At 70.3% G+C, this 26,660-nt stretch carries 25 protein-coding genes and 1 riboswitch; of the genes, 10 read left to right on the top strand and 15 right to left on the bottom strand.

The genetic code is table 11. The annotated features are described in order from the left end of the window. The first annotated feature begins 77 nt into the window (after nt 1–77). Together OG488_RS25215 and OG488_RS25210 are read left to right on the top strand one after the other, a co-directional pair. The gene (locus OG488_RS25215; protein ID WP_329232711.1) at nt 78–1,046 is read left to right on the top strand and encodes a diacylglycerol/lipid kinase family protein; all 969 of its coding nucleotides are present in this window, start codon (nt 78–80) and stop codon (nt 1,044–1,046) included. Nucleotides 1,047–1,366: 320 nt separating this feature from the next. Then, nucleotides 1,367–1,624, top strand: a complete 258-nt coding sequence (locus OG488_RS25210; RefSeq protein ID WP_003953983.1) for a WhiB family transcriptional regulator — start codon at nt 1,367–1,369, stop codon at nt 1,622–1,624. Nucleotides 1,625–1,823: 199 nt separating this feature from the next. Here OG488_RS25210 and OG488_RS25205 read toward each other — a convergent pair whose 3' ends face one another. Further along, nucleotides 1,824–3,290, bottom strand: a complete 1,467-nt coding sequence (locus OG488_RS25205) for a sensor histidine kinase (RefSeq protein WP_329238988.1) — start codon at nt 3,288–3,290, stop codon at nt 1,824–1,826. Nucleotides 3,291–3,838: 548 nt separating this feature from the next. Here OG488_RS25205 and nagB point away from each other — a divergent pair. Next, nucleotides 3,839–4,624: a glucosamine-6-phosphate deaminase gene (gene nagB / locus OG488_RS25200; protein ID WP_329232709.1), complete on the top strand. Its 786-nt coding sequence runs from the start codon at nt 3,839–3,841 to the stop codon at nt 4,622–4,624. A 74-nt stretch (nt 4,625–4,698) separates the two neighbouring features. Here the strand turns inward: nagB and OG488_RS25195 are convergent, their stop codons facing one another. The 4 genes from OG488_RS25195 to OG488_RS25180 all read right to left on the bottom strand — a co-directional run bounded on the left by OG488_RS25195 (nt 4,699) and on the right by OG488_RS25180 (nt 9,539). Continuing rightward, nucleotides 4,699–6,222: a glycoside hydrolase family 3 protein gene (locus tag OG488_RS25195; protein ID WP_329232707.1), complete on the bottom strand. Its 1,524-nt coding sequence runs from the start codon at nt 6,220–6,222 to the stop codon at nt 4,699–4,701. Nucleotides 6,223–6,231: 9 nt separating this feature from the next. Then, on the bottom strand, nt 6,232–7,104 hold the full coding sequence (locus tag OG488_RS25190; RefSeq protein ID WP_329232705.1) for a carbohydrate ABC transporter permease: 873 nt from the start codon (nt 7,102–7,104) through the stop codon (nt 6,232–6,234). After that, complete coding sequence (locus OG488_RS25185; protein ID WP_329232703.1) at nt 7,101–8,117, bottom strand: carbohydrate ABC transporter permease; 1,017 nt, start codon at nt 8,115–8,117, stop codon at nt 7,101–7,103. The genes OG488_RS25190 and OG488_RS25185 overlap by 4 nt, the downstream gene beginning before the upstream one ends. Nucleotides 8,118–8,240: 123 nt before the next feature. Then, nucleotides 8,241–9,539 carry a sugar ABC transporter substrate-binding protein gene (locus OG488_RS25180; protein ID WP_329232702.1) on the bottom strand — a complete coding sequence of 433 codons (1,299 nt, stop codon included), beginning with the start codon at nt 9,537–9,539 and terminating at the stop codon, nt 8,241–8,243. Between the two features lie 285 nt (nt 9,540–9,824). On the opposite strand from OG488_RS25180, the gene OG488_RS25175 reads away from it, so the two are divergent. From OG488_RS25175 to OG488_RS25150, 6 genes are all read left to right on the top strand, one after another. Then, nucleotides 9,825–10,595: a GntR family transcriptional regulator gene (locus OG488_RS25175; protein WP_329238986.1), complete on the top strand. Its 771-nt coding sequence runs from the start codon at nt 9,825–9,827 to the stop codon at nt 10,593–10,595. Nucleotides 10,596–10,848: 253 nt separating this feature from the next. Beyond that, nucleotides 10,849–11,055, top strand: coding sequence for a DUF3311 domain-containing protein (locus OG488_RS25170; RefSeq protein WP_386856570.1), 207 nt, complete (start codon nt 10,849–10,851; stop codon nt 11,053–11,055). Continuing rightward, a complete protein-coding gene (gene mctP, locus OG488_RS25165) occupies nt 11,052–12,704 on the top strand; it encodes a monocarboxylate uptake permease MctP (RefSeq protein WP_329232700.1) in 1,653 nt (550 codons plus the stop codon). The genes OG488_RS25170 and mctP overlap by 4 nt, the downstream gene beginning before the upstream one ends. 118 nt (nt 12,705–12,822) lie before the next feature. Beyond that, nucleotides 12,823–13,323 carry a GNAT family N-acetyltransferase gene (locus OG488_RS25160; RefSeq protein WP_329232698.1) on the top strand — a complete coding sequence of 167 codons (501 nt, stop codon included), beginning with the start codon at nt 12,823–12,825 and terminating at the stop codon, nt 13,321–13,323. Between the two features lie 52 nt (nt 13,324–13,375). Next, nucleotides 13,376–13,499: riboswitch (cobalamin riboswitch) on the top strand. A gap of 139 nt (nt 13,500–13,638) precedes the next feature. Further along, entirely contained in the window at nt 13,639–16,035 is a 2,397-nt protein-coding gene (locus OG488_RS25155; protein ID WP_329232696.1) for a ribonucleoside-diphosphate reductase subunit alpha, read from the top strand. Further along, on the top strand, nt 16,035–17,051 hold the full coding sequence (locus tag OG488_RS25150; protein ID WP_329232694.1) for a ribonucleotide-diphosphate reductase subunit beta: 1,017 nt from the start codon (nt 16,035–16,037) through the stop codon (nt 17,049–17,051). The genes OG488_RS25155 and OG488_RS25150 overlap by 1 nt, the downstream gene beginning before the upstream one ends. On the opposite strand, the gene OG488_RS25145 is transcribed toward OG488_RS25150, so the two are convergent. Then, nucleotides 17,048–17,263 carry a hypothetical protein gene (locus tag OG488_RS25145; protein WP_329232692.1) on the bottom strand — a complete coding sequence of 72 codons (216 nt, stop codon included), beginning with the start codon at nt 17,261–17,263 and terminating at the stop codon, nt 17,048–17,050. The two genes, OG488_RS25150 and OG488_RS25145, sit on opposite strands and share 4 nt — an antisense overlap. An 81-nt stretch (nt 17,264–17,344) precedes the next feature. Between OG488_RS25145 and OG488_RS25140 the strand changes: the two genes are divergently transcribed. After that, complete coding sequence (locus OG488_RS25140; protein ID WP_329232690.1) at nt 17,345–18,319, top strand: GlxA family transcriptional regulator; 975 nt, start codon at nt 17,345–17,347, stop codon at nt 18,317–18,319. Nucleotides 18,320–18,342: 23 nt separating this feature from the next. Here the strand turns inward: OG488_RS25140 and OG488_RS25135 are convergent, their stop codons facing one another. The 9 genes from OG488_RS25135 to OG488_RS25095 all read right to left on the bottom strand — a co-directional run bounded on the left by OG488_RS25135 (nt 18,343) and on the right by OG488_RS25095 (nt 26,591). Next, nucleotides 18,343–19,080, bottom strand: coding sequence for a D-Ala-D-Ala carboxypeptidase family metallohydrolase (locus OG488_RS25135; RefSeq protein WP_329232688.1), 738 nt, complete (start codon nt 19,078–19,080; stop codon nt 18,343–18,345). A 167-nt stretch (nt 19,081–19,247) separates the two neighbouring features. Next, on the bottom strand, nt 19,248–19,886 hold the full coding sequence (gene def, locus OG488_RS25130) for a peptide deformylase (RefSeq protein ID WP_329232686.1): 639 nt from the start codon (nt 19,884–19,886) through the stop codon (nt 19,248–19,250). 80 nt (nt 19,887–19,966) lie between these two features. Further along, nucleotides 19,967–20,959 (bottom strand): tetratricopeptide repeat protein, encoded by a 993-nt coding sequence (locus tag OG488_RS25125; protein ID WP_329232684.1) that lies wholly within the window; start codon nt 20,957–20,959, stop codon nt 19,967–19,969. A 91-nt stretch (nt 20,960–21,050) separates the two neighbouring features. Then, complete coding sequence (locus tag OG488_RS25120) at nt 21,051–22,298, bottom strand: HD-GYP domain-containing protein (protein ID WP_329232682.1); 1,248 nt, start codon at nt 22,296–22,298, stop codon at nt 21,051–21,053. Further along, nucleotides 22,295–23,686, bottom strand: a complete 1,392-nt coding sequence (locus OG488_RS25115) for an HD-GYP domain-containing protein (RefSeq protein ID WP_329232680.1) — start codon at nt 23,684–23,686, stop codon at nt 22,295–22,297. Before OG488_RS25115 ends, OG488_RS25120 begins: the two co-directional genes overlap by 4 nt. A 143-nt stretch (nt 23,687–23,829) precedes the next feature. Continuing rightward, nucleotides 23,830–24,150 carry a mycothiol system anti-sigma-R factor gene (gene rsrA / locus OG488_RS25110; protein ID WP_329232678.1) on the bottom strand — a complete coding sequence of 107 codons (321 nt, stop codon included), beginning with the start codon at nt 24,148–24,150 and terminating at the stop codon, nt 23,830–23,832. Further along, entirely contained in the window at nt 24,147–24,803 is a 657-nt protein-coding gene (locus OG488_RS25105) for a sigma-70 family RNA polymerase sigma factor (RefSeq protein ID WP_187281824.1), read from the bottom strand. The genes rsrA and OG488_RS25105 overlap by 4 nt, the downstream gene beginning before the upstream one ends. A 301-nt stretch (nt 24,804–25,104) precedes the next feature. Beyond that, nucleotides 25,105–25,758, bottom strand: coding sequence for an alpha/beta hydrolase family protein (locus tag OG488_RS25100; protein WP_329232676.1), 654 nt, complete (start codon nt 25,756–25,758; stop codon nt 25,105–25,107). A 17-nt stretch (nt 25,759–25,775) separates the two neighbouring features. Then, nucleotides 25,776–26,591: an SOS response-associated peptidase gene (locus tag OG488_RS25095; protein ID WP_329232674.1), complete on the bottom strand. Its 816-nt coding sequence runs from the start codon at nt 26,589–26,591 to the stop codon at nt 25,776–25,778. Nucleotides 26,592–26,660: the final 69 nt, after the last annotated feature.

The following is a 26,660-nucleotide window of genomic DNA, read 5'->3' as shown; positions in this document are numbered from 1 at the left end:
TCACCCAGCGTGACCGCTCGCGGACCCCCTGGATCGTGACTTCAGGGCGGTGGCGCGGCGTAGGTACTCTGGCGGACATGCGCGCACTCCTCGTGGTCAACCCAGCTGCCACCACTACCAGTGCGCGGACCCGTGACGTACTGATCCACGCCCTGGCCAGCGAGATGAAACTCGAGGCCGTGACCACCGAGTACCGCGGGCACGCCCGGGACCTGGGGCGACGGGCCGCCGACTCCGACGACATCGACCTGGTGGTCGCGCTCGGGGGTGACGGCACGGTCAACGAGGTGGTCAACGGGCTGCTGCACGACGGCCCCGATCCGGAGGGCCTGCCGAGCCTCGCCGTGGTCCCCGGCGGGTCCACCAACGTCTTCGCCCGGGCGCTGGGCATCCCCAACGACGCCGTCGAGGCGACGGGCGCCATCCTGGACGCCCTCGCCGACCGCAGCGAGCGCACGGTGGGCCTGGGCCTGGCGGCCGGCACCCCGGGCACGGCGGACGAGGCCGTTCCGGGACGCTGGTTCACCTTCTGCGCGGGGCTCGGTTTCGACGCGGGCGTCATCGGCAGGGTCGAACAGAAGCGCGAGCGGGGCAAGCGGTCGACCCACGCCCTGTACGTGCGCCAGGTGCTCCGGCAGTTCATGGAGGACCCGCACCGGCGCAACGGGCTGATCACCCTGGAGGTGCCCGGCCAGGACCCGGTCACGGACCTCGCGCTGTCGATAATCTGCAACACCGCGCCCTGGACCTACCTGGGGAACCGCCCGATATACGCCTCCCCGAAGGCCTCCTTCGACAGCGCCCTGGACATCCTCGCCCTCAAGCGCCTCTCCACCCCGGCCGTGACCCGGTACGCCACTCAGCTGCTCACTTCGAGCCCCGAGAAGGGCCCACACGGCAAGCACGCCGTCTCCTTGCACGACCTCACGGACTTCACCTTGCATTCAAAGGCTCCACTGCCCTTCCAGATGGACGGCGACCACCTGGGACTGCGTACAAGCGTGACGTTCACAGGCGTACGCCGTGCACTGCGTGTGATTGTGTGAGTAGAAGGGGCGAAAGTCCTTTGACTCGAACGTTTGGGCTGGCCCCCACCCCTTAGAAGTACGGCTGTGACCTAGTCGACACCGAGGAATCAAAAAAAAGTTTCCAGAAGGGGTTGTATCCGCCGCCGAGGTTTGCGAATCTCTACATGGCGATCGGGACGGCCCGCAACATCGGCCTCCACTGAGAGCCAGAACCCCTCCTCACCACAACAGGACCACATCCAGTTCATCTGGGCGTCGGACCTTCGTCTGCGGGGGGATTCGTGAAAGCGTTCACATTCACAAGCACCAGCATGTAATACCAAGGAGAGGTAGCAGCCATGGACTGGCGTCACAACGCCGTTTGTCGTGAGGAAGACCCCGAGCTGTTCTTCCCCATCGGCAACACCGGTCCTGCGCTGCTGCAGATCGAGGAAGCCAAGGCCGTCTGCCGTCGCTGCCCCGTCATGGAGCAGTGCCTGCAGTGGGCGCTCGAGTCCGGCCAGGACTCCGGCGTCTGGGGTGGCCTCAGCGAGGACGAGCGCCGCGCAATGAAGCGCCGTGCCGCTCGCAACCGGGCGCGTAACGCCAGCGCCTGACCGACGCCCCCCGCACGACGAGCCTCAGCCCGGCGGCGCGTACAGAGCGTACGCACAGCCCCGCCTTCGAGTCGCAGCGCGCAGTACCCCCGAAGCGCATCGCACCGTGAGCACCACGCAGTGGGCCCGGACCGTTACAACGGTCCGGGCCCACTGCGCTTCTACGGGTGACGGCGGTGGCGACCGCCGTACAGCCGGCCTACTTGTCGTTCTGCACGGGGATGTCGAGCACCACCTGGGTGCCGCGTTCGGGGGCCGGGACCATGCCGAAGGTGCCGCCGAGCTCACCCACCACCAGCGTCCGTACGATCTGGAGGCCCAGGTTGCCGGCCCGCTGGGGATCGAACCCTTCGGGCAGCCCGCGCCCGTCGTCCGTCACCGTGATCAGGAGCCGCCCCTCGGCCGGTGAGCCGCCGCGCACCGCGGAGACCTCCACGGTGCCGTGTTCGGCCACGGTGAACGCGTGCTCCAGCGCGTTCTGCAGCACCTCGGTGAGCACCATCGCAAGCGGAGTGGCCACCTCCGCGTCGAGGATCCCGAAGCGCCCCGTGCGACGGCAGGTGACCTTCCCTGGTGAGATCTCGGCGACCATCGCGATCACCCGGTCGGCGATCTCGTCGAACTCGACCCGCTCGTCCAGATTCTGGGACAGCGTCTCATGGACGATCGCGATCGAACCGACGCGCCGTACCGCCTCGTTGAGAGCCTCACGGCCCCGCTCCGAGTCCATCCGACGCGCCTGGAGACGCAACAGGGCGGCCACCGTCTGCAGGTTGTTCTTCACCCGGTGGTGGATCTCCCGGATGGTGGCGTCCTTCGTGATCAGTTCCCGCTCACGGCGCCGTAGTTCGGTGACGTCGCGCAGCAGCACCAGCGACCCGATGCGCACCCCCTTGGGCTTGAGCGGAATCGCGCGCAGCTGGATGACCCCGCCCGCGCCCTCGACCTCGAACTCCCTGGGCGCGTACCCGCTCGCCACCTTGACGAGGGCCTCGTCCACCGGGCCGCGCGACGGGGCGAGTTCGGCGGTCGTGGCGCCGAGGTTGTGGCCGACGAGGTCCGAGGCGAGGCCCAGCCGGTGGTAGGCGGAGAGGCCGTTGGGGCTGGCGTACTGCACGACGCCGTCGGCGTCGAGCCTGATCAGCCCGTCACCCACGCGCGGCGACGCGTCCATGTCGACCTGCTGGCCGGGGAAGGGGAAGGACCCGGCGGCGATCATCTGGGCAAGGTCGGAGGCGGACTGGAGATAGGTGAGCTCCAGCCGGGAGGGCGTGCGCACGGTGAGGAGGTTGGTGTTGCGGGCGATGACCCCGAGGATCCGGCCCTCCCTCCGCACGGGGATCGACTCGACCCGGACGGGCACCTCCTCCCGCCACTCCGGGTCCCCCTCGCGCACGATGCGGCCCTCGTCCAGGGCGGCGTCCAGCAGCGGCCGGCGGCCGCGCGGCACGAGGTGGCCGACCATGTCGTCCTGGTAGGACGTCGGGCCGGTGTTGGGCCGCATCTGCGCCACGGAGACGTAGCGGGTCCCGTCGCGGGTGGGAACCCACAGGACCAGGTCGGCGAAGGAGAGATCGGAGAGCAGCTGCCACTCCGAGACCAGCAGGTGGAGCCACTCGAGGTCGGTGTCACTGAGGGCGGTGTGCTGGCGGACCAGATCGTTCATGGAGGGCACACGTGCGAGCGTACCCGTGGAAAGGAAGAGGTTCCGAACCGATCGGCGCCCGGATACGTGACACTGTGAGGGGCGGCCCGGACGGGAGATTGTCCGCGCCCATGGATGGACACGGCCTATTGGTCTAGTCCACAATGCACCACGTGGGGACATGACGGGCAGGGCCCGTCCCCGCGCGACAGACCTCCGCTCTCCCCGCACAGGAGAGCGGACCGAGGCACCCGGCGCTCTCTGCCCTGACTGCGCCGGTGCCTCCAGTGGCCGGAGGCACCGCACACCGCCGGCCAGGTAGCTCCGGGCTGCGGTGCCGGACGGGCTGAGGGTCCCGTCCCGGCGCCGCGGCCCGCGGGTGTTTCCGGGGGTGTTCTCCTCTCACGGACGAGGGCCGCTCCCCCTCACGGACGGACCGTCCGCCGACAGGGCGACAACCGGTGCCCCACTCACGGACGGTTCACCTCCGCACCGCCCCGTTCTGCTAGATTGGGACCCACAATTGGTCTATACCACATGACGCCACTCTCCAGATCGGCAGGCACAGCGTGGAAGTTGTCATCGTCCCGGACGCCACGGCAGGCGGCGAGCTCATCGCGGAGGCCATCGCCGCCCTGCTGAGCCGCAAGCCCGACGCCCTGCTCGGTGTCGCCACCGGCTCGACCCCGCTGCCCATCTACCAGGCCCTGACGGCGAAGGTCCGCTCCGGCGCCGTCGACGTCTCGCGCGCCCGGATCTGCCAGCTCGACGAGTACGTCGGACTCCCCGCCGGCCACCCCGAGTCCTACCGCTCGGTCGTGCTCCGCGAGGTCATCGAGCCGCTCGGACTGTCCGAAGCGTCCTTCATGGGCCCGGACGGCTCCGCCGAGGACGTCCAGGCCGCCTGCGAGGCGTACGACAAGGCGCTCGCCGAGGCCGGCGGGGTGGACCTCCAGCTGCTCGGCATCGGCACCGACGGGCACATCGGCTTCAACGAGCCGTGCTCCTCGCTCGCCTCCCGCACCCGGATCAAGACCCTCACCGAGCAGACCCGGATCGACAACGCGCGCTTCTTCGACGACGACATCGAGCAGGTGCCGCACCACGTCATCACCCAGGGGATCGGGACCATCCTGGAGTCCCGCCACCCGGTCCTGCTGGCCACCGGCGAAGGCAAGGCCGACGCCGTGGCGCAGACCGTCGAGGGCCCGATCGCCTCGATCGTGCCGGCCTCGGCACTGCAGCTGCACCCGCACGCCACGGTCGTGGTCGACGAGGCGGCGGCGTCGAAGCTGAAGCTGGCCGACTACTTCCGCGCCACGTACGCCGCGAAGCCGCCGTGGCAGGGCCTGTAGCCGTTCGCCGTACACGCATGAGGGCCGGGCCACCGTGACGGTGGCCCGGCCCTCGTGCGTCGTCCCTCCGGGGCTCAGGCCCCCGTCCCCGTGATCGCCTCCGCCGCCGCGACCCCGCACACCCGTGCGGCGCCGTGGGTGACGATGTGCAGCGCGCCCCGGGGCGGCGCCTCGGGCAGGCCCATCTCGACCACGACCGTGTCGGGACGGGCCGCCAGCACGGCGTCCAGCGCCTCGCTCATCCACGCGTGCCGGTGGGCGTCGCGGACGACGGCGACGATGCGCCGCTCCCCCGCCGCCCTGAGCACCTCGGCGCCCGGCTCCGGGCTCCCGCCGTCGTAGGTGTCCGTCTCCGTGCCGGGCAGGATCCGCGACAGCTCGGCCGCCACGCCCCAGGGCGTCTCGTGGCCCACCGCGATGTTGGCGACCGGGGTGAGGGCGGCGACGTACGCCGGCTCGGTCAGCGGTTCGGCGGTACCCGTGATCCTCACGGCCCGTCGGGCCGCGACCAGTCCGATCCCGGCTCCGGCGCCGGGCGCGGTCCCCTCCTGCATGTCCGCGCCCGGCTCCGGGGCAGCCCCCCTGACCCTCTGCGTCCAGGACGCGAGGGCCCGTACACGTGCGGCCGCGTCGGCCAGCCGCTCCTCGGGCAGTTCACCGGTCCGTACCGCCGCCACCAGCGCGTCGCGCAGCCGCAGCACGGTGTCCTCGTCGGCCAGCCCGCCTCCGACACAGATGGCGTCGGCGCCCGCGGCGATGGCGAGGACGGATCCGCGCTCGATGCCGTACGTCCCGGCGATGGCGTCCATCTCCATGCCGTCGGTGACGATCAGCCCGTCGTAGCCCAGCTCCTGGCGCAGCAGACCGGTGAGGATCTGCGGGCTCAGGGTCGCCGGACGGGTCGGGTCGAGTGCGGGAAGCAGGATATGTGCACTCATCACCGATTTGGAACCCGCCGCGATGGCCGCGCGGAAGGGCACCAGCTCACGGGCGTGCAGGGTGTCCAGGTCCACATCGATGCGGGGCAGCGAGTGGTGCGAGTCGACCGCGGTGTCGCCGTGCCCGGGGAAGTGCTTGGTGCAGGCGGCGACGCCGGCGGCCTGGAGCCCCTCCACGTACGCGGCGGTGTGCCGGGCGGCGAGCGCGGTGTCGGCACCGAAGGACCGCACACCGATGACCGGGTTGCCCGGATTGGAGTTGACGTCCGCGGACGGGGCCCAGTTGAGGTTGACCCCGCACTCGGCCAGCCGGCGGCCGAGCTCCTGGGCGACGGCCCTGGTCAGGTCCACGTCGTCGACGGAACCGAGGGCGAGGTTGCCGGGGAAGGAGGAGCCGTTGCGGACCTCCAGCCGGGTGACGTCGCCGCCCTCCTCGTCGATCGCGACGAGCACGTCGTCCCGCTCGGCGCGCAGCCGGGCCGTGAGGGCGGCGAGCTGCTCGGGAGAGTGGATGTTCCGGCCGAACAGTCCGACGGAGGCGAGACCTTCGCCGACCCTGCGCAGGAGCCAGTCGGGGGCGCTCGTACCGGTGAAGCCCGGCTGGAGGACGGCGAGAGCGTCGCGGGTGACGGTGTCCGTGGTGGATACGAGGGTGGTCATGGGGCTGCGTTATCCCTTCACGGCGCCGGAGGTGAGCCCCGTAGCCATCTTCCCCTGGATGATCATGAAGAAGATGACGACCGGGATGGAGATCAGTGTGGAGGCCGCCATCAGGGCGCCGTAGTCCGTTCCGCGCTCCGTGGTGAAGGTCATGAGCCACACGTTGAGCGTGTACTTGGAGTTGTCGTTGATCAGGATGTACGCGAAGAGGTACTCGTTCCACGCGTTGACCAGCGCGAAGATGGACGCGGCGGCCAGTCCCGGTGCCAGCAGCGGGAAGATGACCCGGCGGAAGGCCCCCATGCGGGTGCAGCCGTCCACCATCGCGGACTCCTCGAGCTCCACCGGGATGTTGATCACGAATCCGCGGATCATGATGGTCGCGAACGGGAGCGTGGACACCAGGTAGACGACGATGAGTCCCCAGTACTCGTCGATGCCTCCCAGCGCGTTGAGCTGGAGGTAGATCGGGATCAGCATCGCGGTCGGCGGCAGCATCTGGACGAGGATCATGATCATCATCAGCGCCTTCCGTCCGAAGAAGCGGAAGCGTCCGATGGCGAGCGCCGCGAGGGTCGCGATAATCATCCCGCCGACGACGGCGGTGACCGAGACGATGAGACTCGACTGGATCGCCGTGCCGAAGTTGTCCTGCTTCACCGCTCGCGCGAAGTTGTCGAAGGTGAGGGAGGACGGCCACAGCGTCTGGTCGTAGGACCGGATCTCGTGGTTGGGCCGCAGTGAGCTGACGATCAGCCAGTAGACCGGGAAGGCCATCAGCGCGGCCGTGACCAGTGCCAGGACGTTGTAGCCGAGGCGGTTCCGCTTGCGGTCGGGCCTCAGGACCTGGGCCGGCCTGTCCGTGGTCGTGGAGGCACTCATTCGACCTCTCCCGTCTTGATCAGCTGGCGCAGGTAGTACACGGCGACACCGGAGAGCATCAGGACGGTGATCAGCGCGATCGCGCTGCCCTGACTGAACGAGGTGGACTCGAACGCCTTGGAGAACGAGTAGAGGCCGAGGGTCTCGTAGTCGGGCTCGGGCTTGTTGCCGCGCAGCAGCCAGATCTGGCCGAACACGTTGAAGTCCCAGATGACCGAGAGCGTGGCGACCATCGTGAAGACCGGCTTGATGACGGGCCAGGTCACGTAGCGGTAGACGCCGTACGCCGTGGCCCCGTCCAGGGAGGCGGCCTCCTCCAGCTCCTTGGGGACCTGGGTGAGGGCCGCGTACATCGTGATCACGACGAACGGGATGGCGCCCCAGACGACCAGCAGCGTGATGATGCCGAAGCCCTGCCAGGGGTCGAGGAACCAGTTGTGGCCGAGCCACCGGTCCTCGTCGCCCGTGATGTTCGCGAGCAGCGTGTTGATCAGGCCGTAGTCGGAGTCGGAGAGCCAGCGGAAGACCGACGCGGCGACCATCAGCGGCATCGACCAGGCGGCGATCAGCGCCACCGTGAGGACGATCCGCACCCAGGTGGAGACCCGGAGCATCATCAGGGCGATCAGCAGGCCGATGCCCATCGTCAGCACGACGCAGATGGTCATGAAGACGACGGTCCGGCCGACGACCGCCCAGAAGTCCGGGTCGCCGAGGATGTTGGTGAACTGCTCGAAGCCGACCCACGGGGTCTCGCCGTTGCCCCAGAGCGCCGCCCGTCCCAGGTCCTGGAAGGACATGATCACGGTCTTGACCAGCGGGTAGACGTAGACGGCGGCGATCGCCAGGATCGCCGGCAGGATCAGGAGATAGGGAAGCAGCTCTCCCTTCCTGCGCTGTCTCTTCGGGCGCGGCCCGGCGGCTTCCTGCGGGGCGGGCGAGGTCCCGGTCTTCTCCGGGACACGCGGTACGGGGACCGGTGGACCGGCGGCCTTGGTGTCGGCAGCAGTCACGTGACTGACCTTCCATCGGGACACCCGGGGTCTCTACCCGGGAATCACGGCGTTCTCAACCTAAGAAAGGGACGGGGGCCCGGTGTTCGCCGGGCCCCCGCCTGGAGAGCCGAAGGCTCGTGACTACTTGTTGATCAGCTCGTTGATCTTGTCGTCGGCCTTCTTGGCGGCGTCGGCCACCGAGGTGCCCTTGAGGATCTCCAGGAGCATGTTCTCCAGGACCTCCTCCTTCTCGATGGAGGTCCAGCCCGGCGCGATCGGCGTGAACCAGGCGTCCGGCACGGCGTTGGCGACGGCGGCCGTCTCCGGCTTGGACTTCAGCGGCTCGAGCTGCTTCTCGTTGTTCGGGAGGATGTTCTTGGAGGTGAGCACCTCCTGCGACTTCTCGCTGGTGAAGAGGGAGACCCACTCCTCACCCAGGTCGGTGACCTTCGACTTCGCGGTCACCGCGAGGTCGGAGCCGCCGATGAAGGACGGGAGCGCCTTGCCGTCCGGGCCGGGCATGCCGGCCGTTCCGATCTTGCCCTCGAGCTTCGGGTTGCCGTTGTTGGCACCGTCGACGACCGAGCCGGCCTCCCAGCCGTTGCCGTAGATCAGGGCCGTCTTCTCGTTGGCCATGACGTTGGCGTGGTCCTGCTCGTCCTTGGTCTGGTCGGCCTTGTTGTACTTCTTGACCAGGTTGACGAAGTGCTCGATGCCCTTCTGGGACTCGGGGGAGGAGAGGTTGCCCTTCCACTCCTTCGCACCCTCGTCGTACTCGGCGATGGAGCCGCCGTAGCCCGCGACGTAGGACATGGCCGCGTACCAGTAACGGCCCGGCAGGTAGAGGGACGAGAAGCGCTTGTCCTTCTTGTTGTACTCCGCCGAGACCTTGTCGAGCGCGGTGAGCAGCTCGTCCTCGGTCTGCGGGAGGACATCGCTGCCCGTGCCCTTCTTGAGCATGTCCTTGTTGTAGATCGCGACACGGGCGCCCGCGTAGTAGGGCACGCAGAACTGCTTGCCCTCGAAGGTGCAGGTGTCCTTCAGACCCTTGATCCAGGTGTCCGAGTTGTCGTACTTCTTGGGGTCGATCTCGGCCAGCGCGCCGTTGAGGATGTACTGCATCGTCTCGGTGTTGCCGAGCTCGACGACGTCCGGGAACTTGTCGCCACCGAGGGCCGTGTCGAGCTTCTTGGCCTTGTCCGCCCACTGCTGGTACTGGACGTTGACCTTCACCTTGGGGTACTTCTTCTTGAACTGCGCGTTGACGTCCTTGACCAGTTCCGGCCAGGTGCTCTGCGCGTCGACCATGAGCCAGACCGTCAGGCTCTCGGTACGGTCCTTCGGGTCCTTCGAGGCGTTGTCATTACTGTCCCCACCACACGCCGCGATTCCGGTCATCATCGCTGCGACGCCTACTGCCGCAATGAGCTTGCGCTTCATGCCACACCCTCCTCAGGGATACCAGCAACCCCCCGCCCACCGCGAAGACGTACGCCGGCGCTACCTGTGGGGCTGGGACCTGGTCTTTAATGGTTTAGACCAGTACCGGGAGCTTGGCCTAGACCTTTAGGGGTGTCAAGGGTGTATAAGAAGTGCACTCGCGTCCGTTATCGGACCGACACCTGAGGGAGGGCGACGAGCCGTGACCGGACCGTGCCACCATGTGAGCCGCGACAGACGGAGGAGCCGGTGACGGCAGCAACGCAGCAGTCGGGAAGGCGGGCCATGGGTGCCGACGGGGGCAGCAGTACGAGCGAGACCGGCACGGGTGCGGGTGCGCGTACGGCACGCGTCCCGAAGTACTACCGGCTCAAGCGCCATCTCCTCGACATGACGGACACCATGCCGCCCGGCACCCCCGTGCCGCCCGAGCGGACCCTGGCCGCGGAGTTCGACACCTCGCGCACCACGGTGCGCCAGGCCCTCCAGGAGCTGGTGGTCGAGGGCCGGCTGGAACGCATCCAGGGCAAGGGCACCTTCGTCGCCAAGCCGAAGGTCTCCCAGGCCCTGCAACTCACCTCGTACACCGAGGACATGCGCGCCCAGGGCCTGGAACCCACCTCCCAGCTGCTGGACATCGGCTACGTCACGGCGGACGACACGCTCGCCGGGCTGCTGGACATCACGGCGGGCGGGCGGGTGCTGCGGATCGAGCGGCTCCGGCTGGCCAGCGGCGAACCGATGGCCATCGAGACGACACACCTCTCGGCCAAGCGCTTCCCCGCGCTGCGCCGTTCACTGGTGAAGTACACCTCGCTCTACACCGCTCTGTCGGAGGTGTACGACGTCCGGCTCGCCGAGGCGGAGGAGACCATCGAGACCTCGCTCGCCACGCCGCGCGAGGCCGGGCTGCTCGGCACGGACGTCGGCCTCCCCATGCTCATGCTGTCCCGGCACTCGATCGACGGGCACGGCGAACCGGTGGAGTGGGTGCGCTCGGTGTACCGGGGCGACCGGTACAAGTTCGTGGCCCGCCTGAAGCGTCCCACCGACTGAGACCTTCCGGACCTCCGGCGCGACCGATCCCCCTGTCCACACAGGGGGATCAGTCATTTCGGGCGACACCGGACCGTTGCAGGACCGCAATGCGGACGGGGGGTGACGATGGGCGGACCTCTCGCCTAGATTTCCTGCGCATTACACCAGGTGATCAGCGAGGGGACGGAGTCGCCACATGCCAGAAGAAACCGATGCGAACCCACCGGCAACACCGGCAACACCGACAGCACCGACGGTGACACCCGCGAGGGTGGTCATCGCGCTCTGCCTCGTCGCCCCGTTCGTGGCGATGCTCTGGGTGAGCTCGTACGCGAAGGTCGAACCGACCTTCATCGGCATCCCGTTCTTCTACTGGTACCAGATGCTCTGGGTGCTCGTCTCGACCGCGCTGACCATGATCGCGTACAAGCTGTGGCAGCGTGACCAGCGCGCCCGCAAGGGAGGTGCGTCCGCGTGAAGGACGGCGTCAACGGTGTGGCACTCGCCGTGTTCATCTTCTTCTTCCTGGCCGTCACGGTCGTCGGATTCATGGCCGCGCGCTGGCGCAAGGCCGAGAACGAGGCCAGCCTCGACGAATGGGGCCTGGGCGGACGGTCGTTCGGCACCTGGGTCACCTGGTTCCTGCTCGGCGGCGACCTCTACACGGCGTACACCTTCGTCGCGGTGCCCGCGGCGATCTACGCGGCGGGCGCGGCCGGCTTCTTCGCGGTCCCCTACACGATCCTCGTCTACCCGCTGATCTTCACCTTCCTGCCGCGCCTGTGGTCCGTCTCGCACAAGCACGGCTACGTCACCACCTCGGACTTCGTGCGGGGCCGGTTCGGCTCGAAGGGGCTCTCGCTGGCGGTCGCCCTCACCGGCATCCTCGCCACGATGCCGTACATCGCGCTCCAGCTGGTCGGCATCCAGGCCGTGCTGGACGTCATGGGCGTCGGCGGCGGCGAGACCACGCACTGGTTCATCAAGGACCTGCCGCTGCTGATCGCGTTCGCCGTGCTCGCCGCGTACACGTACTCCTCGGGACTGCGCGCACCCGCGCTCATCGCGTTCGTCAAGGACGGCCTGATCTACCTGGTCATCGCGGTGGCCATCATCTACATCCCGATCAAGCTCGGGGGCTTCGACGACATCTTCGCCAAGGCCGGTGAGGCGTTCGCCCAGACCAACGAGGCGACGGGCAAGCCTCGCGGCGCACTCGTCCCCGGGGAGATGGGCCAGTGGGGCTACGCCACGCTGGCACTCGGCTCTGCGCTGGCGCTCTTCATGTACCCCCACTCGATCACGGCGACGCTCTCCAGCCGCAGCCGTGAGGTGATCCGGCGCAACACCACGATCCTGCCGCTGTACTCACTGATGCTCGGCCTGCTCGCCCTGCTCGGCTTCATGGCGATCGCCGCCGGGATCAAGGTGGACAACGGCCAGCTGGCGATCCCCCAGCTGTTCGAGAACATGTTCCCCGACTGGTTCGCGGGCGTGGCCTTCGCCGCGATCGGCATCGGCGCCCTGGTGCCCGCCGCGATCATGTCGATCGCCGCGGCGAACCTCTTCACCCGGAACATCTACAAGGACTTCATCAAGCCCGACGCGACCCCGGCGCAGGAGACCAAGGTCTCCAAGCTGGTCTCGCTGCTGGTGAAGGTCGGCGCGCTCGCCTTCGTCCTCACCATGGACAAGACGGTCGCGATCAACTTCCAGCTGCTGGGCGGCATCTGGATCCTCCAGACGATGCCGGCCCTGGTGGGCGGTCTGTTCACCCGGTGGTTCCACCGCTGGGCCCTGATCGCCGGCTGGGCGGTCGGCATGCTCTACGGCACGGTGGCCGCGTACGGCGTGGCCAGCCCGACCCAGAAGCACTTCGGCGGGTCCTCGAAGGAGATTCCGGGCATCGGCGAGATCGGCTACATCGGTCTCACCGCGATCGTGCTGAACATCGTCGTCGTGGTCGTGCTGACCTTCGTCCTGAACGCGCTGAAGGCCCCGGCCGGCGTGGACGAGACCTCTCCGTCCGACTACACGGCGGACGTCGGCGACCCGGGCGTCAAGGCCGAGCTCCCGCCGGCCACGGTGGGCGCACCGGGCGACGACGAACCGCTGCAACGGGTGTAGGACCCGATGGCGTACGTCCCGGCGGGGTCCGCCCCGCCGGGACGTTCCTCTGTGTGCGCAGAGCGCGGCCCCGGAAAAGGCGTGCGCCCGGCGCGCGGGCGGGGGGAGACTGACGCCCATGGATGTCTCGATCAGACCGGTCCACGCCGAGGAGCACGAGGCCCTCGGTGAGATGACCGCCCAGGCGTATCTCGACGACGGGCTGCTGGACTTCGGCGCCGACGACCCCTATCTGGAACAGCTTCGCGCCATCGGGCGACGGGCCGCCGAGGCCCTGGTACTGGTCGCGGCGGACGCCGACGGCGATCTGCTGGGCGGGGTCACCTATGTCCCGCCCGGGAGCCCCTGGGCGGACATCGCCGGGGAGGACGAGGCCGAGTTCCGGATGCTGGCCGTCTCCGCGAAGGCGCGTGGGCGCGGTGCGGGTGAGGCGCTCGTACGGGCCTGCGTCGAGCGGGCACGTGCCACCGAAGGGCTCTCCGGGATCGTCCTGTCGACCCGGTCGTCCATGGAGGCCGCCCACCGGATCTACCGCCGCCTCGGCTTCGTACGGACGCCGGAGCGGGACTGGAGCCCTCTCCCGGGCTTGCCCCTCCTCACATTCCGCCTGGCCTTCTGAGCCATCACGACACTACATGTGGGGGCTGCCATAACTGGCGGCCCCCACATGTATGCTCGACCTCGCTGTCGCCGCAGGGGAATCCGGTGCGAATCCGGAACTGTCCCGCAACGGTGTGATCGGTGTGCTTTCGCGCACCGCGGAGTCCGAAGACCTGTCGGCAGCGCGTCCGGCTCGACCGAACCGGGCGCAGAGACGTCCGGGCCCCGCGGAGGGCCGGTGGACGCCGTGCGCGCCGTGCTGCCCTCCCCCGGGTGTCCACGTGTCCGGCCCCCCGCTCCCGCAGGCCCTGAGCCGAGCGAGGGATAGCCCCAAGTGACCATCGCGCCAGCAGACCCGGTTTCAGCCGCGGAATACGAAGGCCGCACGACCGACGCGCCCGGGACCGCACTCCTGCGGACCCTGACCGGTCTCACCGCCGATCTGCCCGACACCGACCCCGGACGGGTCGCCGCCGCCGCGCTGCGTGGCCGCAACGCCCGGTCGGACGAGGCCGAGCTGCGCTCGCTGGCCACCGAGGCCGCCGCCGGCCTGATCTCCGAGGACCCGGCGTACTCCCGGCTCGCGGCCCGGCTCCTCACCCTGGCCGTCGCCGACGAGGCCGCCGGTCAGGGTGCCGTCTCCTTCTCGGCGTCGGTCGCCGTCGGACACCGCGAGGGCCTGATCGCGGACCGGACGGCCGAGTTCGTCACGCTGCACGCCGCCGCCCTCGACGCCCTGGTCGACCAGGCCCTCGCCGACGGCGCCGACGACCGCTTCGGCTACTTCGGGCTGCGGACTCTGCACAGCCGGTACCTGTTGCGTCACCCGATCACCCGGGAGGTCGTCGAGACGCCGCAGCACTTCATGCTGCGCGTCGCCGCCGGGCTCGCCGAGGACACCTCCGAGCGCGCCCTGGGCGAAGTCGCCGCGCTGTACAACCTGATGAGCCGGCTCGACTACCTGCCGTCCTCCCCCACCCTCTTCAACTCCGGCACCCGGCACCCGCAGATGTCCTCCTGCTACCTGCTGGACTCGCCGCTGGACGAGCTCGACTCGATCTACGACCGTTACCACCAGGTGGCGCGCCTCTCCAAGCACGCGGGCGGCATCGGCCTCTCGTACTCCCGCATCCGTGCCCGGGGTTCACTCATCCGGGGGACCAACGGGCACTCCAACGGCATCGTCCCGTTCCTGAAGACGCTGGACGCCTCGGTCGCCGCGGTCAACCAGGGGGGCCGCCGCAAGGGGGCCGCCGCCGTCTACCTGGAGACCTGGCACGCGGACATCGAGGAGTTCCTGGAGCTGCGCGACAACACCGGTGAGGACCAGCGGCGCACGCACAACCTCAACCTGGCGCACTGGATCCCGGACGAGTTCATGCGCCGCGTGGACGCGGACACGGAGTGGTCGCTGTTCTCCCCGGCGGACACCCCGGAGCTCGTGGACCTGTGGGGCGACGAGTTCGACGCGGCCTACCGCGCGGCCGAGGCGAAGGGCCTGGCCCGCAGGACGATGCCCGCCCGTGAGCTGTACGGCCGCATGATGCGCACGCTCGCGCAGACCGGCCAGGGCTGGATGACGTTCAAGGACGCCTCCAACCGCACGGCGAACCAGACGGCGGAGCCGGGCCGGGTCGTGCACTCCTCGAATCTCTGCACCGAGATCCTGGAGGTCACCGACGACGGTGAGACCGCCGTCTGCAACCTGGGTTCGGTCAACCTCGGCGCGTTCGTCGCCGACGGTTCGATCGACTGGGAGCGGCTGGACGCGACCGTCCGTACGGCGGTGACCTTCCTCGACCGCGTCGTGGACATCAACTTCTACCCGACCGAGCAGGCCGGGCGCTCCAACGCCCGCTGGCGGCCGGTGGGTCTGGGCGCGATGGGACTCCAGGACGTCTTCTTCCAGCTGCGCCTGCCCTTCGACTCGCCCGAGGCCCGCGCGCTCTCCACGCGGATCTCCGAGCGGATCATGCTCGCCGCCTACGAGGCGTCCTGCGACCTCGCGGAGAGGTCGGGCCCGCTGCCCGCCTGGTCCGAGACCCGCGCCGCGCGCGGCGTGCTGCACCCGGACCACTACGACACCGAGCTGAACTGGCCGGAGCGCTGGGAGGCGCTGCGCGCCCGGGTCGCGAAGAGCGGCATGCGCAACTCCCTGCTGCTCGCCATCGCCCCGACGGCGACGATCGCCTCGATCGCCGGGGTGTACGAGTGCATCGAGCCGCAGGTCTCCAACCTCTTCAAGCGCGAGACGCTCAGCGGCGAGTTCCTCCAGGTCAACGCCTACCTGGTCGACGAGCTGAAGAAGCTCGGCGTCTGGGACGCCCGCACCCGCGAGGCGCTGCGCGAGGCCAGCGGGTCCGTGCAGGGCTTCGCCTGGATCCCCGAGGACGTGCGGGCGCTGTACCGCACGGCGTGGGAGATCCCGCAGCGCGGCCTCATCGACATGGCGGCGGCCCGTACGCCGTTCCTCGACCAGAGCCAGTCGCTCAACCTGTTCCTGGAGACGCCGACGATCGGCAAGCTCTCCTCGATGTACGCGTACGCCTGGAAGCAGGGGCTGAAGACGACGTACTACCTGCGGTCGCGGCCGGCGACCCGGATCGCCCGCGCGGCGTCCGGGACGGCTGCCGCCGCCGCCCCGATCCCCGTCCAGCAGGCTTCCGCCCCCGACGCGGACGCGATCGCCTGCTCCCTCGAAAACCCCGAGTCCTGCGAGGCCTGCCAGTAATGAGCACCAACGAGAACAAGAACCTGCTCGACCCGGGCTTCGAACTGACCCTGCGTCCCATGCGCTACCCGGACTTCTACGAGCGGTACCGGGACGCGATCAAGAACACCTGGACGGTGGAGGAGGTCGATCTCCACTCCGACGTCTCCGACCTCGCCAAGCTCTCGCCCGGTGAGCAGCACATGATCGGCCGGCTCGTCGCCTTCTTCGCGACGGGCGACTCGATCGTCTCCAACAACCTGGTGCTGACGCTCTACAAGCACATCAACTCCCCCGAGGCGCGGCTCTACCTGTCGCGCCAGCTGTTCGAGGAGGCCGTGCACGTCCAGTTCTACCTGACGCTGCTCGACACCTACCTGCCCGACCCGGAGGACCGCGCGGCGGCCTTCGACGCGGTCGAGGAGATCCCCTCGATCCGCGAGAAGGCCCAGTTCTGCTTCCGGTGGATGGACTCGGTCGAGAAGATCGAGCGGCTGGAGACGAAGGCCGACCGCCGCCGCTTCCTGCTGAACCTCATCTGCTTCGCCGCGTGCATCGAGGGGCTGTTCTTCTACGGCGCGTTCGCGTACGTCTACTGGTTCCGCTCGCGCGGGCTGCTGCACGGCCTCGCCACGGGCACCAACTGGGTGTTCCGTGACGAGACCATGCACATGAACTTCGCCTTCGAGGTCGTGGACACCGTCCGCAAGGAGGAGCCGGACCTCTTCGACGACGAGCTCCAGCAGCAGGTCACCGACATGCTGAAGGAGGCCGTCGAGGCGGAGCTGCAGTTCGGCCGCGACCTGTGCGGCGAGGGCCTGCCCGGCATGAACACCGAGTCGATGCGCCAGTACCTGGAGTGCGTCGCCGACCAGCGGCTCACCCGCCTCGGATTCCCGCCGCTCTACGGTTCGGAGAACCCGTTCTCCTTCATGGAGCTCCAGGGGGTGCAGGAGCTGACGAACTTCTTCGAGCGCCGCCCCTCCGCGTACCAGGTGGCGGTGGAGGGGTCCGTCGGCTTCGACGACGACTTCTAGACCCTCGCCCACGACCTGAGGTGGGGGCGCCGCGTGGCCGGGACCGGCCGCGCGGCGCCGGTCGTTCCCGGGGGCGCGGCGGCTTCCCCGTTCCGTCGTGCCTCCCGCAGTTCGCGGTCGATCCGGCGCTCCCGCGCGAACCCGAGGACGGCGGGCAGCAGGACGAGGGCGAAAAGTGCGGCTATGGCCAGGTAGCTCAGGAATGTGTTCATGGCTCCACTGTCGTCCGTGCGCCCGGATTCCGGCAGTGGCAGGACTGTCACACACCATCGAATTGCTGCCACACTGGCGTCATGCTGAAGAATGTCGCCGTTCTGCTCCTCGACGAGGTCCATCCGTTCGAACTCGGCGTGCTGTGCGAGGTGTTCGGCCTCGACCGGTCCGAGGAAGGCCTGCCCGTGCAGGACTTCGCGGTGGTCTCCGCCGAGGGACAGGCCCTGCGGACCCATGCCGGATTCACGATCAGCACACCGCACGGGCTGGACCGCCTGGAGGAGGCGGACCTCGTCGCCGTCCCGGCCGGCGGCAGTTTCGTGGCCAGGGAGTACCCCGAGGAGGTCCTCGCGGCCCTGCGGCGGACCGTGGCGCGCGGCGCGCGGGTGCTGAGCGTCTGCTCCGGCGCCTTCGTCCTCGGTGCCGCCGGGCTCCTGGACGGCCGCCGCTGCACCACGCACTGGCGGCACGCCGACGAGCTGGCCCGCCGCTATCCCGAGGCCCGGGTGGAGCCGGACGTGCTGTACGTGGACGAGGGCCCGGTCATCACCTCGGCGGGGACGGCCGCGGGCATCGACGCCGCCCTGCACCTGGTCCGCCAGGCGCACGGCCCCGCCGTCGCCAACGCCATCGCCCGCCGCATGGTCGTACCCCCGCACCGGGACGGCGGCCAGGCGCAGTACGTGAAGCGCCCGCTGCCGCGCACCCGGTGCGACACGGTCGGCGAGACCCTCGCCTGGATGGAGCACCACCTCGACCAGGAGCTGACCGTCGAGCAGCTGGCCGACCGCACCCACATGTCGCCCCGGACCTTCGCCCGCCGTTTCCAGCAGGAGACGGGGACCACGCCGTACCGCTGGCTGCTCCGGCAACGCGTCCTGCTGGCGCAGCACCTGCTGGAGACCTCGGACGAGACCATGGACATGATCGCGGGACGGACCGGCTTCGGGAACGCGGCGGCCCTGCGCCACCAGTTCGTACGCTCCCTGGGCACGACGCCGAACGCGTACCGCCGCACCTTCCGGGGGCCCTCCGACCTGACCGAGGTGGCCTGAGCGGAGAACCCCCGGGGCGGGTGTCAGATGCCGCAGCCGGAGGCCGACCAGAAGTGGCTCGGCCCCTGGTTCACGTGGATGTGGTCGCTGTGGCCCGCGTACCCCGGGCCGAGGATGCCGTTGAAGCCGTGGTTGCGGGCCTGCTTGGCGATGGTGCAGAGCGAGTGCGGACCGGAGCCGAGGTCGACGGCGTCGCCGTACAGATGGCGGCTGTTCGTCGCTCCGCCGACCGCCGAGTTGCAGGAGGTGGAGCGGAAGCCGCTGGTGACACGGATCGACTGGTCACCGAGCGCGTGCCGCAGGGCCTCCAGCTTCCACATGCTGCTCAGCGCGTTGGCCTTGGCCGTTCCCGCAGCGACCGCCCCGCCCGCCCAGGTGCTGTTGCACGTGTTGAGCTCGGGGTACGTGAAGTGGATGGGGGTGCAGTCGTCGTCCTGGAGCGCGTACAGCTTGGACTGTGTGGCAGGTCCGGCGACACCGTCCGCGGCGAGGCCGTACGCGGACTGGAAGCGCTTGACCGCCGCCGTCGTGGCGGGGCCGTACGAGCCGTCGACGGCCAGCACCGAGTTGTATCCCGGGTAGCCCGCCACCCGGATCTGGAGCTGGGTGACATCGTTGCCCGTGGCGCCCGGGGACAGGGTGCGCGTCCAGGTGTAACAACCGTCGGCCTGCGCGGTGCCGGCCGTGACGACGGCCCCGCCGATCGCAAAAGCCATGGTCATGACAAGGCCGAGCAGCAGATGTGCGGTGCGTCTGATCATGGGGTTCTCCCTGCACGGTGAGGCGTGGTGGAGCGGTGTGAGGGTGAGCCTGTCGGACGGGTCGACGCGCGTCAACCACGCCCGGGAGAACACCGGTCGGCGCCCCGTGCCCCTGCGGACACGGAGAGGGGGCCCCGCCGTCGGCGGGGCCCCCTCTCCGGAGGCGATCAGTCGTTCGGAACGACCTCGTAGCGCGGGGTGCCCTCCGCCATCTGCTTCAGCGCGTCCTTGCGGTCACGCTTCGAGAGCCGGTCGATGTACAGGTAGCCGTACAGGTGGTCCGTCTCGTGCTGGAGGCAGCGCGCGAAGTAGCCGCTGCCCCGCACCTTCACCGCGTTGCCCTGGGCGTCCTGACCGCGCACGACCGCGTAGTCGGGACGCGCGAGCGCGGCGTACGCCGTGGGCACGGAGAGGCAGCCCTCGTTGGAGTCGTCGAGGTTGCGCTGCTCCGGCGCGAGGTCCTCCAGCACCGGGTTGCAGATGGCGCCGACGTGCCGCACCCCGTCGTCGTCCGGGCAGTCGTAGACGAAGACCTTGCGGTTCACACCGATCTGGTTGGCGGCCAGGCCCACGCCCTCCGCCGTCCGCTGACTGGCGAACATGTCGTCGATCAGCTGCGCGAGCTCGTCGTCGAACTCCGTGACGTCGCTGCACTCCTTGTGCAGGACCGGGTTGCCGACCACCGTGATCGGGCGGGAGGTGCCGCGCTCGCGGTGCGCCGCCTCGCGCGCCTCGCAGTCCTCGGTGTCCACGAGGAATCCCTCGTCGTCCACACCGGCCTGCTGGTCCGTCTCCTGCTGCGACATGTCCGCCGTACGCCTTCCTGCAACCTGAACCCGTGAGTACCCGCACCCGCATCGGTGCCCGTACAGCCTACGGGCACCGGTCAGCAGACTTCTTCCAGATCCCGCCACTCGCGGCTGTCCGGGCTGTCCGCGACCCAGCCGTCCAGCAGTCCGCGCACCAGCCCGGCGGGGGCCGCTATGCCGCACTCACGCTCCGGCACCCAGAGGTCGCCCGCGGTGCGGTGGCCGAGGGGGCCCGGGTGGCCCGGCTCGCTGTGGTCGTGCGGGTCCAGGTGCTCGCCGTCGCCCTCGTCGCTCTCCATCCGGCTCTCCGAACAGGCGCGGCAGAGCAGCCGCACGGAGGACGACCAGTCCTCGGCGGCGAACCCGGCGTCGGAGGCGAGCCGCTCCAGCGCGTCCCGGTCGGCCTCGGTCGCGGCCTCCAGGAGCACCACCCAGGTCGGGACGGGAGAGGGGGCCCACAGCTCGATCTCGTCGAAGACCGGGTAGGACGGCCCGGCGGCGGTGACCCGCTCACCGTTCGGCACCCCGTCGTGCAGGACGACCTCGCCCCAGCGCCGGCCGGACGACGGCAGCGGGATCGACAGCACCTCCAACCGTGCCGGATCCAGCCTGCGGCCCCAGACCACCTCGGCCTCGCCCTCGGGCGAGAGCCGCACGGCGGCGCTGCCCAGCTCCATGCCCGTGGGCTCGCTGTTCGCCGCCGCGTTGTGCTGGCCGCTGCCCGGCACCTTCAGCCCGTACGCCTGCCAGGCCCGGCGCGCCAGCGGCCAGTCCTGGAGCGCGGTGGCCGCGATCCCGACGTTCCACCAGTCCGGGGCTCCGGACTCCCGGTCGAGCAGGGCGACGGCGCGCAGACCCGCGGCCCTCGCCTGTTCCCAGTCGTGCCGGAACTTGTGCAGCAGCGCCAGATTGAACCAGGACTCGGAGAGCCAGGGCTCCAGATCCGCCGCGCGCGTCAGAAGCGCCCCCGCGTCCTCGTACCGGCCGTCGCCGATCAGCGTGAACGCGCGGTCCGTGGCCTGCCGCCAAGAGGCGGACGGCCGATGCCGTACCTTCCCGAAGATCCTCACGATTCCCGCCTGTCCCGACTGGACACCCTCGTTTTCCGCTCTCCTTCGCATCCAACCATGCCCGGCCGGACGCTCGCTCATTACCCATGGGTTACCCCGCCCCGACCGGGGTCAGACCGCCCCGCGCCAGGACTCTGGCCAGCGCCTCCACCACCTGCGGCTGGTAGTCGCGGCCGGTGCCGAGCCTGAGCTGCTCCAGCGCCCCCAGGGGCCCTTTGACGCCTTCCCCGCACAGGTCGTCGTACGCGTTCACCGCACGGACGATCCTGGCGGCGGTCTGCTGTTCCCGGTACGGATCGGCCTGCTGCTCCACCACCAGCGCGACCGCGGGATCCACACCCGTCTGCCGGACCACCGCGCCGCCGAGCAGCGCGATCCGGCGCTGCTCGGCGGCCGGGAGGACGGCGGTCGCCCCGTCGGCGACCGGGTCGACGAGCGAGAGCTGGCCGATGTCGTGCATCAGCGCCGCGTACTCCAGCACGGTCAGCTCGGGGCCGGCGAGCCCCAGCTCCCGCCCGACGGCCGTCGAGAGGTCGGCCACCCTGCGGGCATGGCCGTGCGGGGTGTACCCGGCGATCTCCGTGGACCTGGCCAGCGACGCGATGGTCTGCCGGTAGGTCGTACGCACGGCGGCGTACCGGCGGAACGACACCTGGGTGAGCAGCAGCGGCACGCAGAGCACGGGCAGTGCCCAGAGCCCCGCGACGGCCACCCCGAGCGCCATGACGGCACCGGTCGCGCAGACCGCCGAGCCGATGCCGCTGAGGGCGCGCAGCTCGTCGCGGAGCTGAGGCCCGTACGGCCGGGACGTGCCCGCCGTGAGCGCCGCGAGGACGGCGTCGCACAGGGCGGTCAGGGCCAGCAGCAGGAGCAGGAAGAGAGCGAAGTACGGCCCCTCGCCGAACCAGCGCTCCGACCGGCCCGTGTGGTGGAGCGGCTGGAAGCACAGAGCCGCGAAGGCCGCGGCCAGGACGCGGCGGGCCGCCTGGTCGGGCCCGGGGCCGCTGCCGCGCGCCACGTGCGGCACGGAGGCCAGCAGCTGCGCCGCGACGACGACGGTGACCACCTGGAGGACACCGTGCGCCGTCTCCTGACCGGCGCTGCGTCCGAGCAGCGCGTACGCGAGCGCTCCGGCTGCCCCCAGCGGCGCGGGCTCGCGCTCCTCGGGCAGGGCGCCCCAGCGTGCCAGCTCGCCGACGGCGACCAGGACCCCGAAGGCGAGGGCGTGCCCCGGCTCGACGACGCCGTTCCACAGGGTGTGTCCGAGCGCGACGAGCGCGAGGAGCAGCGCGGCGCCACGGACCGCGAGGACCGGCGGCGACGGGTGGCCCGGGGTCACCGGTGCCGTCCCCGTCGGCGGTCCGGGGACCCGGTGGCGGGCGGCCGTGCGCCCGCCCGCGGTCTCGGCAGTCCGGCCGGCTCCTCGTCCGAGGTGACCGTGTTGGCGGCCGCGGACCAGCCGTGGCGGTCCAGGGCGCGGGCCAGCGCCCGCACCATACGCGGGTCGAACTGGCTCCCCGCGCAGCGCTCCAGCTCCTCCACGGCCGCGGGGACGGGCCGTCCGCGCCGGTAGGAGCGCGTGGAGGTCATCGCGTCGAAGGCGTCCGCGACGGCGACGACCCGGGCGAACTCGGGGATCGTGTCACCGGAGAGGCCGTACGGATAGCCGCTGCCGTCGAGCCGCTCGTGGTGGTGCAGGATCGCCGCGCGGGCCTCGTCCAGGAAGCCGATGCCCCGGACGATCTCGTGGCCGTACTCGGGGTGCAGCTCGATCACGCGGCGCTCATCGGGTGTGAGCGGCCCGTCCTTGCGCAGGACCCGCGTCGGGACTCCGAGCTTTCCGACGTCGTGCAGGATGCCGGCGAAGCGGAGCGCCTCCATCCGGTCCTCCTCCATGCCGAGTTCACGGGCGATCAGCTCGGAGGCGCGCCCCACGCGTTCGCTGTGGCCCCGGGTGTAGCCGTCCTTGATGTCGACCGCCTGGACGAGTGCCCGGATCGTGGCGCGGTGGGCGGCGTGCCGGCGGTGGTACTGCGCGAACACCCAGCAGGAGATGTACATGGGCAGCAGGACGACCAGTGCCGACAGCGGGCCGTAGGAACTGCGCCACAGGACCGCCATCATCAGCCCCGCGAGCGCGTGCACCAGGTGCGGCCCCACCGACCGGGCCGGCAGCCCGCGCCAGGCGTGCCTGACGGCCACGCGCTCGGCCGTGACGAGGATGCCACCGTCCAGCGCGGCCAGCACGAGGCTGAGGACGAGCGCCGTCGCGCAGGCCGGGAGGAGGGCGTACGGAAGACGGGGAACGCCTCCGTCCGAGGGGCCTCCGAGGGTGGCGGGGCCGCCCAGGAAGGCGTACACCCATGAGGAGGCCCCGACGGCCAGTGCCAGCTGGGCGGCCCGCCAGAGACGGCGGGCCGTCGCGGGGGGCCTCTCCACCCGGCCCGCGAGTGCGCCGGGTACGGCGACGAGAACGGCGGCGGACGGCGGCAGCAGGAACGCGGCGGCCAGCAGCAGGGGGAAGAAGGATCCCGCGCTGACCGGCACGGAGCTGCCGAGGACACGGCAGCGTCCCGGCAGTTCACAGGCGAGATGCAGCGCGGCCAGGAGACCGAGCGTGCCCCACGGGGTGGCGGCCCCCGGGGACAGCGCGGGAAGCGCGCCCAGTACGGCGCAGACCGCCGCGCAGAGGATGAGGACGCGCGCCGCCCCCGGTGTGCCCCTCACCCGTACCGCCCGCCCCCAGCCTGGTCGATGGAGGCGCCAGGCTAGTCAGTGGGGGGTCGGCCGGGGCCCGAACGGGCCGGATTAGCACATTCGGGTGACACGACCGGGGGTTCAGCGCTCGGGGTACGGCGGGGTGAGCACCGTCACTCGGCGGCGGCGGCCGGACGGTCGGCGCCGCCCACGGCCACGTCCTGCTCGGGCACGGCCTGCCCCGAACGGATCAGGTCGATCCGTCCCATCACCTTCGAGCGCAGGTCGGCGGGGACGTCGTCCTGGCCGCAGCAGCGCTTGACCAGCTTCTTCACGGCCTGCTCGAGGCCGTACTTCTCGAGGCACGGGGAGCACTCCTCGAAGTGCACCTCGAACTTGGTGAAGTCGCCCTCGGGCATCTCGTGGTCGAGGAACTCGTAGAGATGGTCGAGAACCTCTGAGCAGTCCGTCTCGTGCGGCTCTCCGCAGCTCATGAGGCCGAGCCTTTCGTGTCGTCCGACTCACCGGCTCCGGCCGGGACGAGTCCGCGCTCACGCGCGTAGTCCTCCAGCATGCCGCGCAGCTGACGGCGTCCCCGGTGCAGCCGGGACATCACCGTACCGATGGGTGTCCCCATGATGTCCGCGATCTCCTTGTAGGCAAAGCCCTCTACATCGGCGAGATACACGGCGATGCGGAACTCTTCGGGGATCGACTGCAGCGCGGACTTCACATCGGAGTCCGGCAGGTGGTCGAGCGCCTGGGACTCCGCCGAGCGCAGGCCCGTCGACATGTGCGACTCCGCACGTGCCAGCTGCCAGTCCTCGATCTCCTCGGCGGCGCTCCGCTGGGGTTCACGCTGCTTCTTGCGGTACGAGTTGATGAAGGTGTTGGTGAGGATGCGGTACATCCACGCCTTGAGGTTCGTACCCTCGCGGAACTGGTGGAAGGAGCCGTACGCCTTCGCGTACGTCTCCTGGACCAGGTCCTCGGCGTCAGCGGGGTTGCGCGTCATGCGCAGCGCGGCCGAGTACATCTGGTCGAGATATCCGAGGGCGTCCCGCTCGAAGCGCGCGTTGCGCTCCGCGGTCGTCTCCTGCGCACGGCCGTCGTCGGTCCCTGTGTCGGTCCCAGTGACCGGACCCACCTCCTCCAACGATGTCACGGGGCCGAAACCGGACCCGCTCGCATCGGAGAATAGTCGACCTTGCTTCTGCGCGGGCTGTCGATCGGCTCCGCCCGGGGCGCGCGCCGGAGTGCTCTTGGCCGCGTGAAGCACCGTCCACTCCAGCTCTGCGGCGTTCGAGCGGCTCGGGCAGATGGTCGAACCCATGCGACGGACTCCCTCTCCACGTAGGTCGTTGTTGTACCGACACCAGCCACAACAGACGTCCCGCACGGCGCATTCCCGGGGCCGGCCGGGCGACGGGGCCCGAGGGGGCGAGGGGCTAGGAGAGCCCCTCCAGCCACCGGCCCACCGCCCCGGTGAGGGTCTCCAGGGCCTGATCCTGGGTCAGCGGCGCCTTCTTCGGTACGGCGAACCCATGATCCGCGTACGGCACCTCGACGAGCCCGTGGTCCCCCGGAGGGAACTCCTCCGGACGGCCGAACGGGTCGCGGCCGCCCTGCACGACGAGGGTGGGGGCGCCCGCGCCGAGCAGCTCGTCCGCGCGCGACTTCTCCGGCCTGCCCGGCGGGTGCAGGGGGAAGCTCAGGGCGAGCACGGCGTGGGCGCCCAGCTCCGCCGCCGTCCGGCAGGCGACCCGGGCCCCCGCGCTGCGCCCCCCGGCGACGACGGGGAGTCCCGGGACCGTCAGCGCGGGCCACAGCCCGCGCCAGCCGGTGTCCAGGGTCCGGGGCGCCGGTGCGAGCTTCTTGCCGGCCACCCGCCACGGCTGCTCCACCAGCGCCACGGTCACCCCGTGGCCCGGCAGTGCCGCGGCCAGGGCCTGGAGGTCCCGCGCCTCGATCCCGCCCCCGGCGCCGTGGCCGGCGGCGAGCACCAGGCGGGGCGCCTTCGCGGGGAACCAGGTGATCCTGGCCTCTCCGGCGTCGGTGCCGACGTTCTCCGTCTTCTGCGTTGTCCCTGTCGTACGGCTCACAGCACCATCCTGCCGGGTCAGAAGAGCGTGCCCACCTCCGGCGCGGCGAGCTCCTCCAGGAGTTCCGGGCCGTTGTTGCGCACGTTGCTGACGGCGGTGGCCACCGGATAGGCCCGCATCAGCCCGCCGGGCGGCGGCTCCAGCAGCGCCTTCAGTCCCTCGACGTCGGTGTGCGACGGGTCGAGCCAGTCGTCCCAGCGGTCCGGGGTCAGCATCAGCGGCATCCGGGGGTGGATGTCGGACAGCGATCCGGGTCCCTCGGCGGGGGCCACGGCGAGGGGGGCCGTCTCCGCCTCGGTGGTGATCACCGAGCAGGTGACCCACCAGGCCTGCGGATGGTCGTCGGGGAGCGTCCGGTCGCGCCAGAACTCGTACAGGCCCGCCATGGCGAACACGGAGCCGTCGGCGGGGGTCACGAAGTACGGCTGCTTGCGCGGCCGCTTCTTCCTGCCCTTCTCCTCCAGCTGGCGCTCGTCGGCCCCGGTGACCCACTCGTAGTAGCCGTCGGCGGGCAGGATGCAGCGCCGCGACACGAAGGGGCGGCGGAAGGACGGCTTCTCGTGGACCGTCTCGGCGCGGGCGTTGATCATCCGGGCGCCGCCCTCCGGCGACTTCGCCCAGGACGGTACGAGCCCCCACTTCAGGGCGCGAAGCTGGCGAACCGGCCGCTGGTCGTCCGCGTCCTTCACAGGACGGTCCAGGACCGCGTAGACCTCCTTGGTGGGCGCGACGTTCCAGTCGGGCTCCAAGGTCTCCGTGGGTTCCCACTTCTCCACGCCGAAGAGCCCGGTCAGATCCTCCGGCCGCCGACTCGCTGCATACCGTCCGCACATAAGTGCCAGACTGCCACGACCCGCCACCCGAGTGGACGCCGATCCCTCAAGCACTCCAAGGAGCCGCCC

Origin of the sequence: Streptomyces sp. NBC_01460, from assembly GCF_036227405.1 — a bacterium.
Classification (GTDB): domain Bacteria; phylum Actinomycetota; class Actinomycetes; order Streptomycetales; family Streptomycetaceae; genus Streptomyces.
Note: the sequence above shows the minus strand (reverse complement) of the source record. Positions and strands in the feature narration are given on the sequence as shown.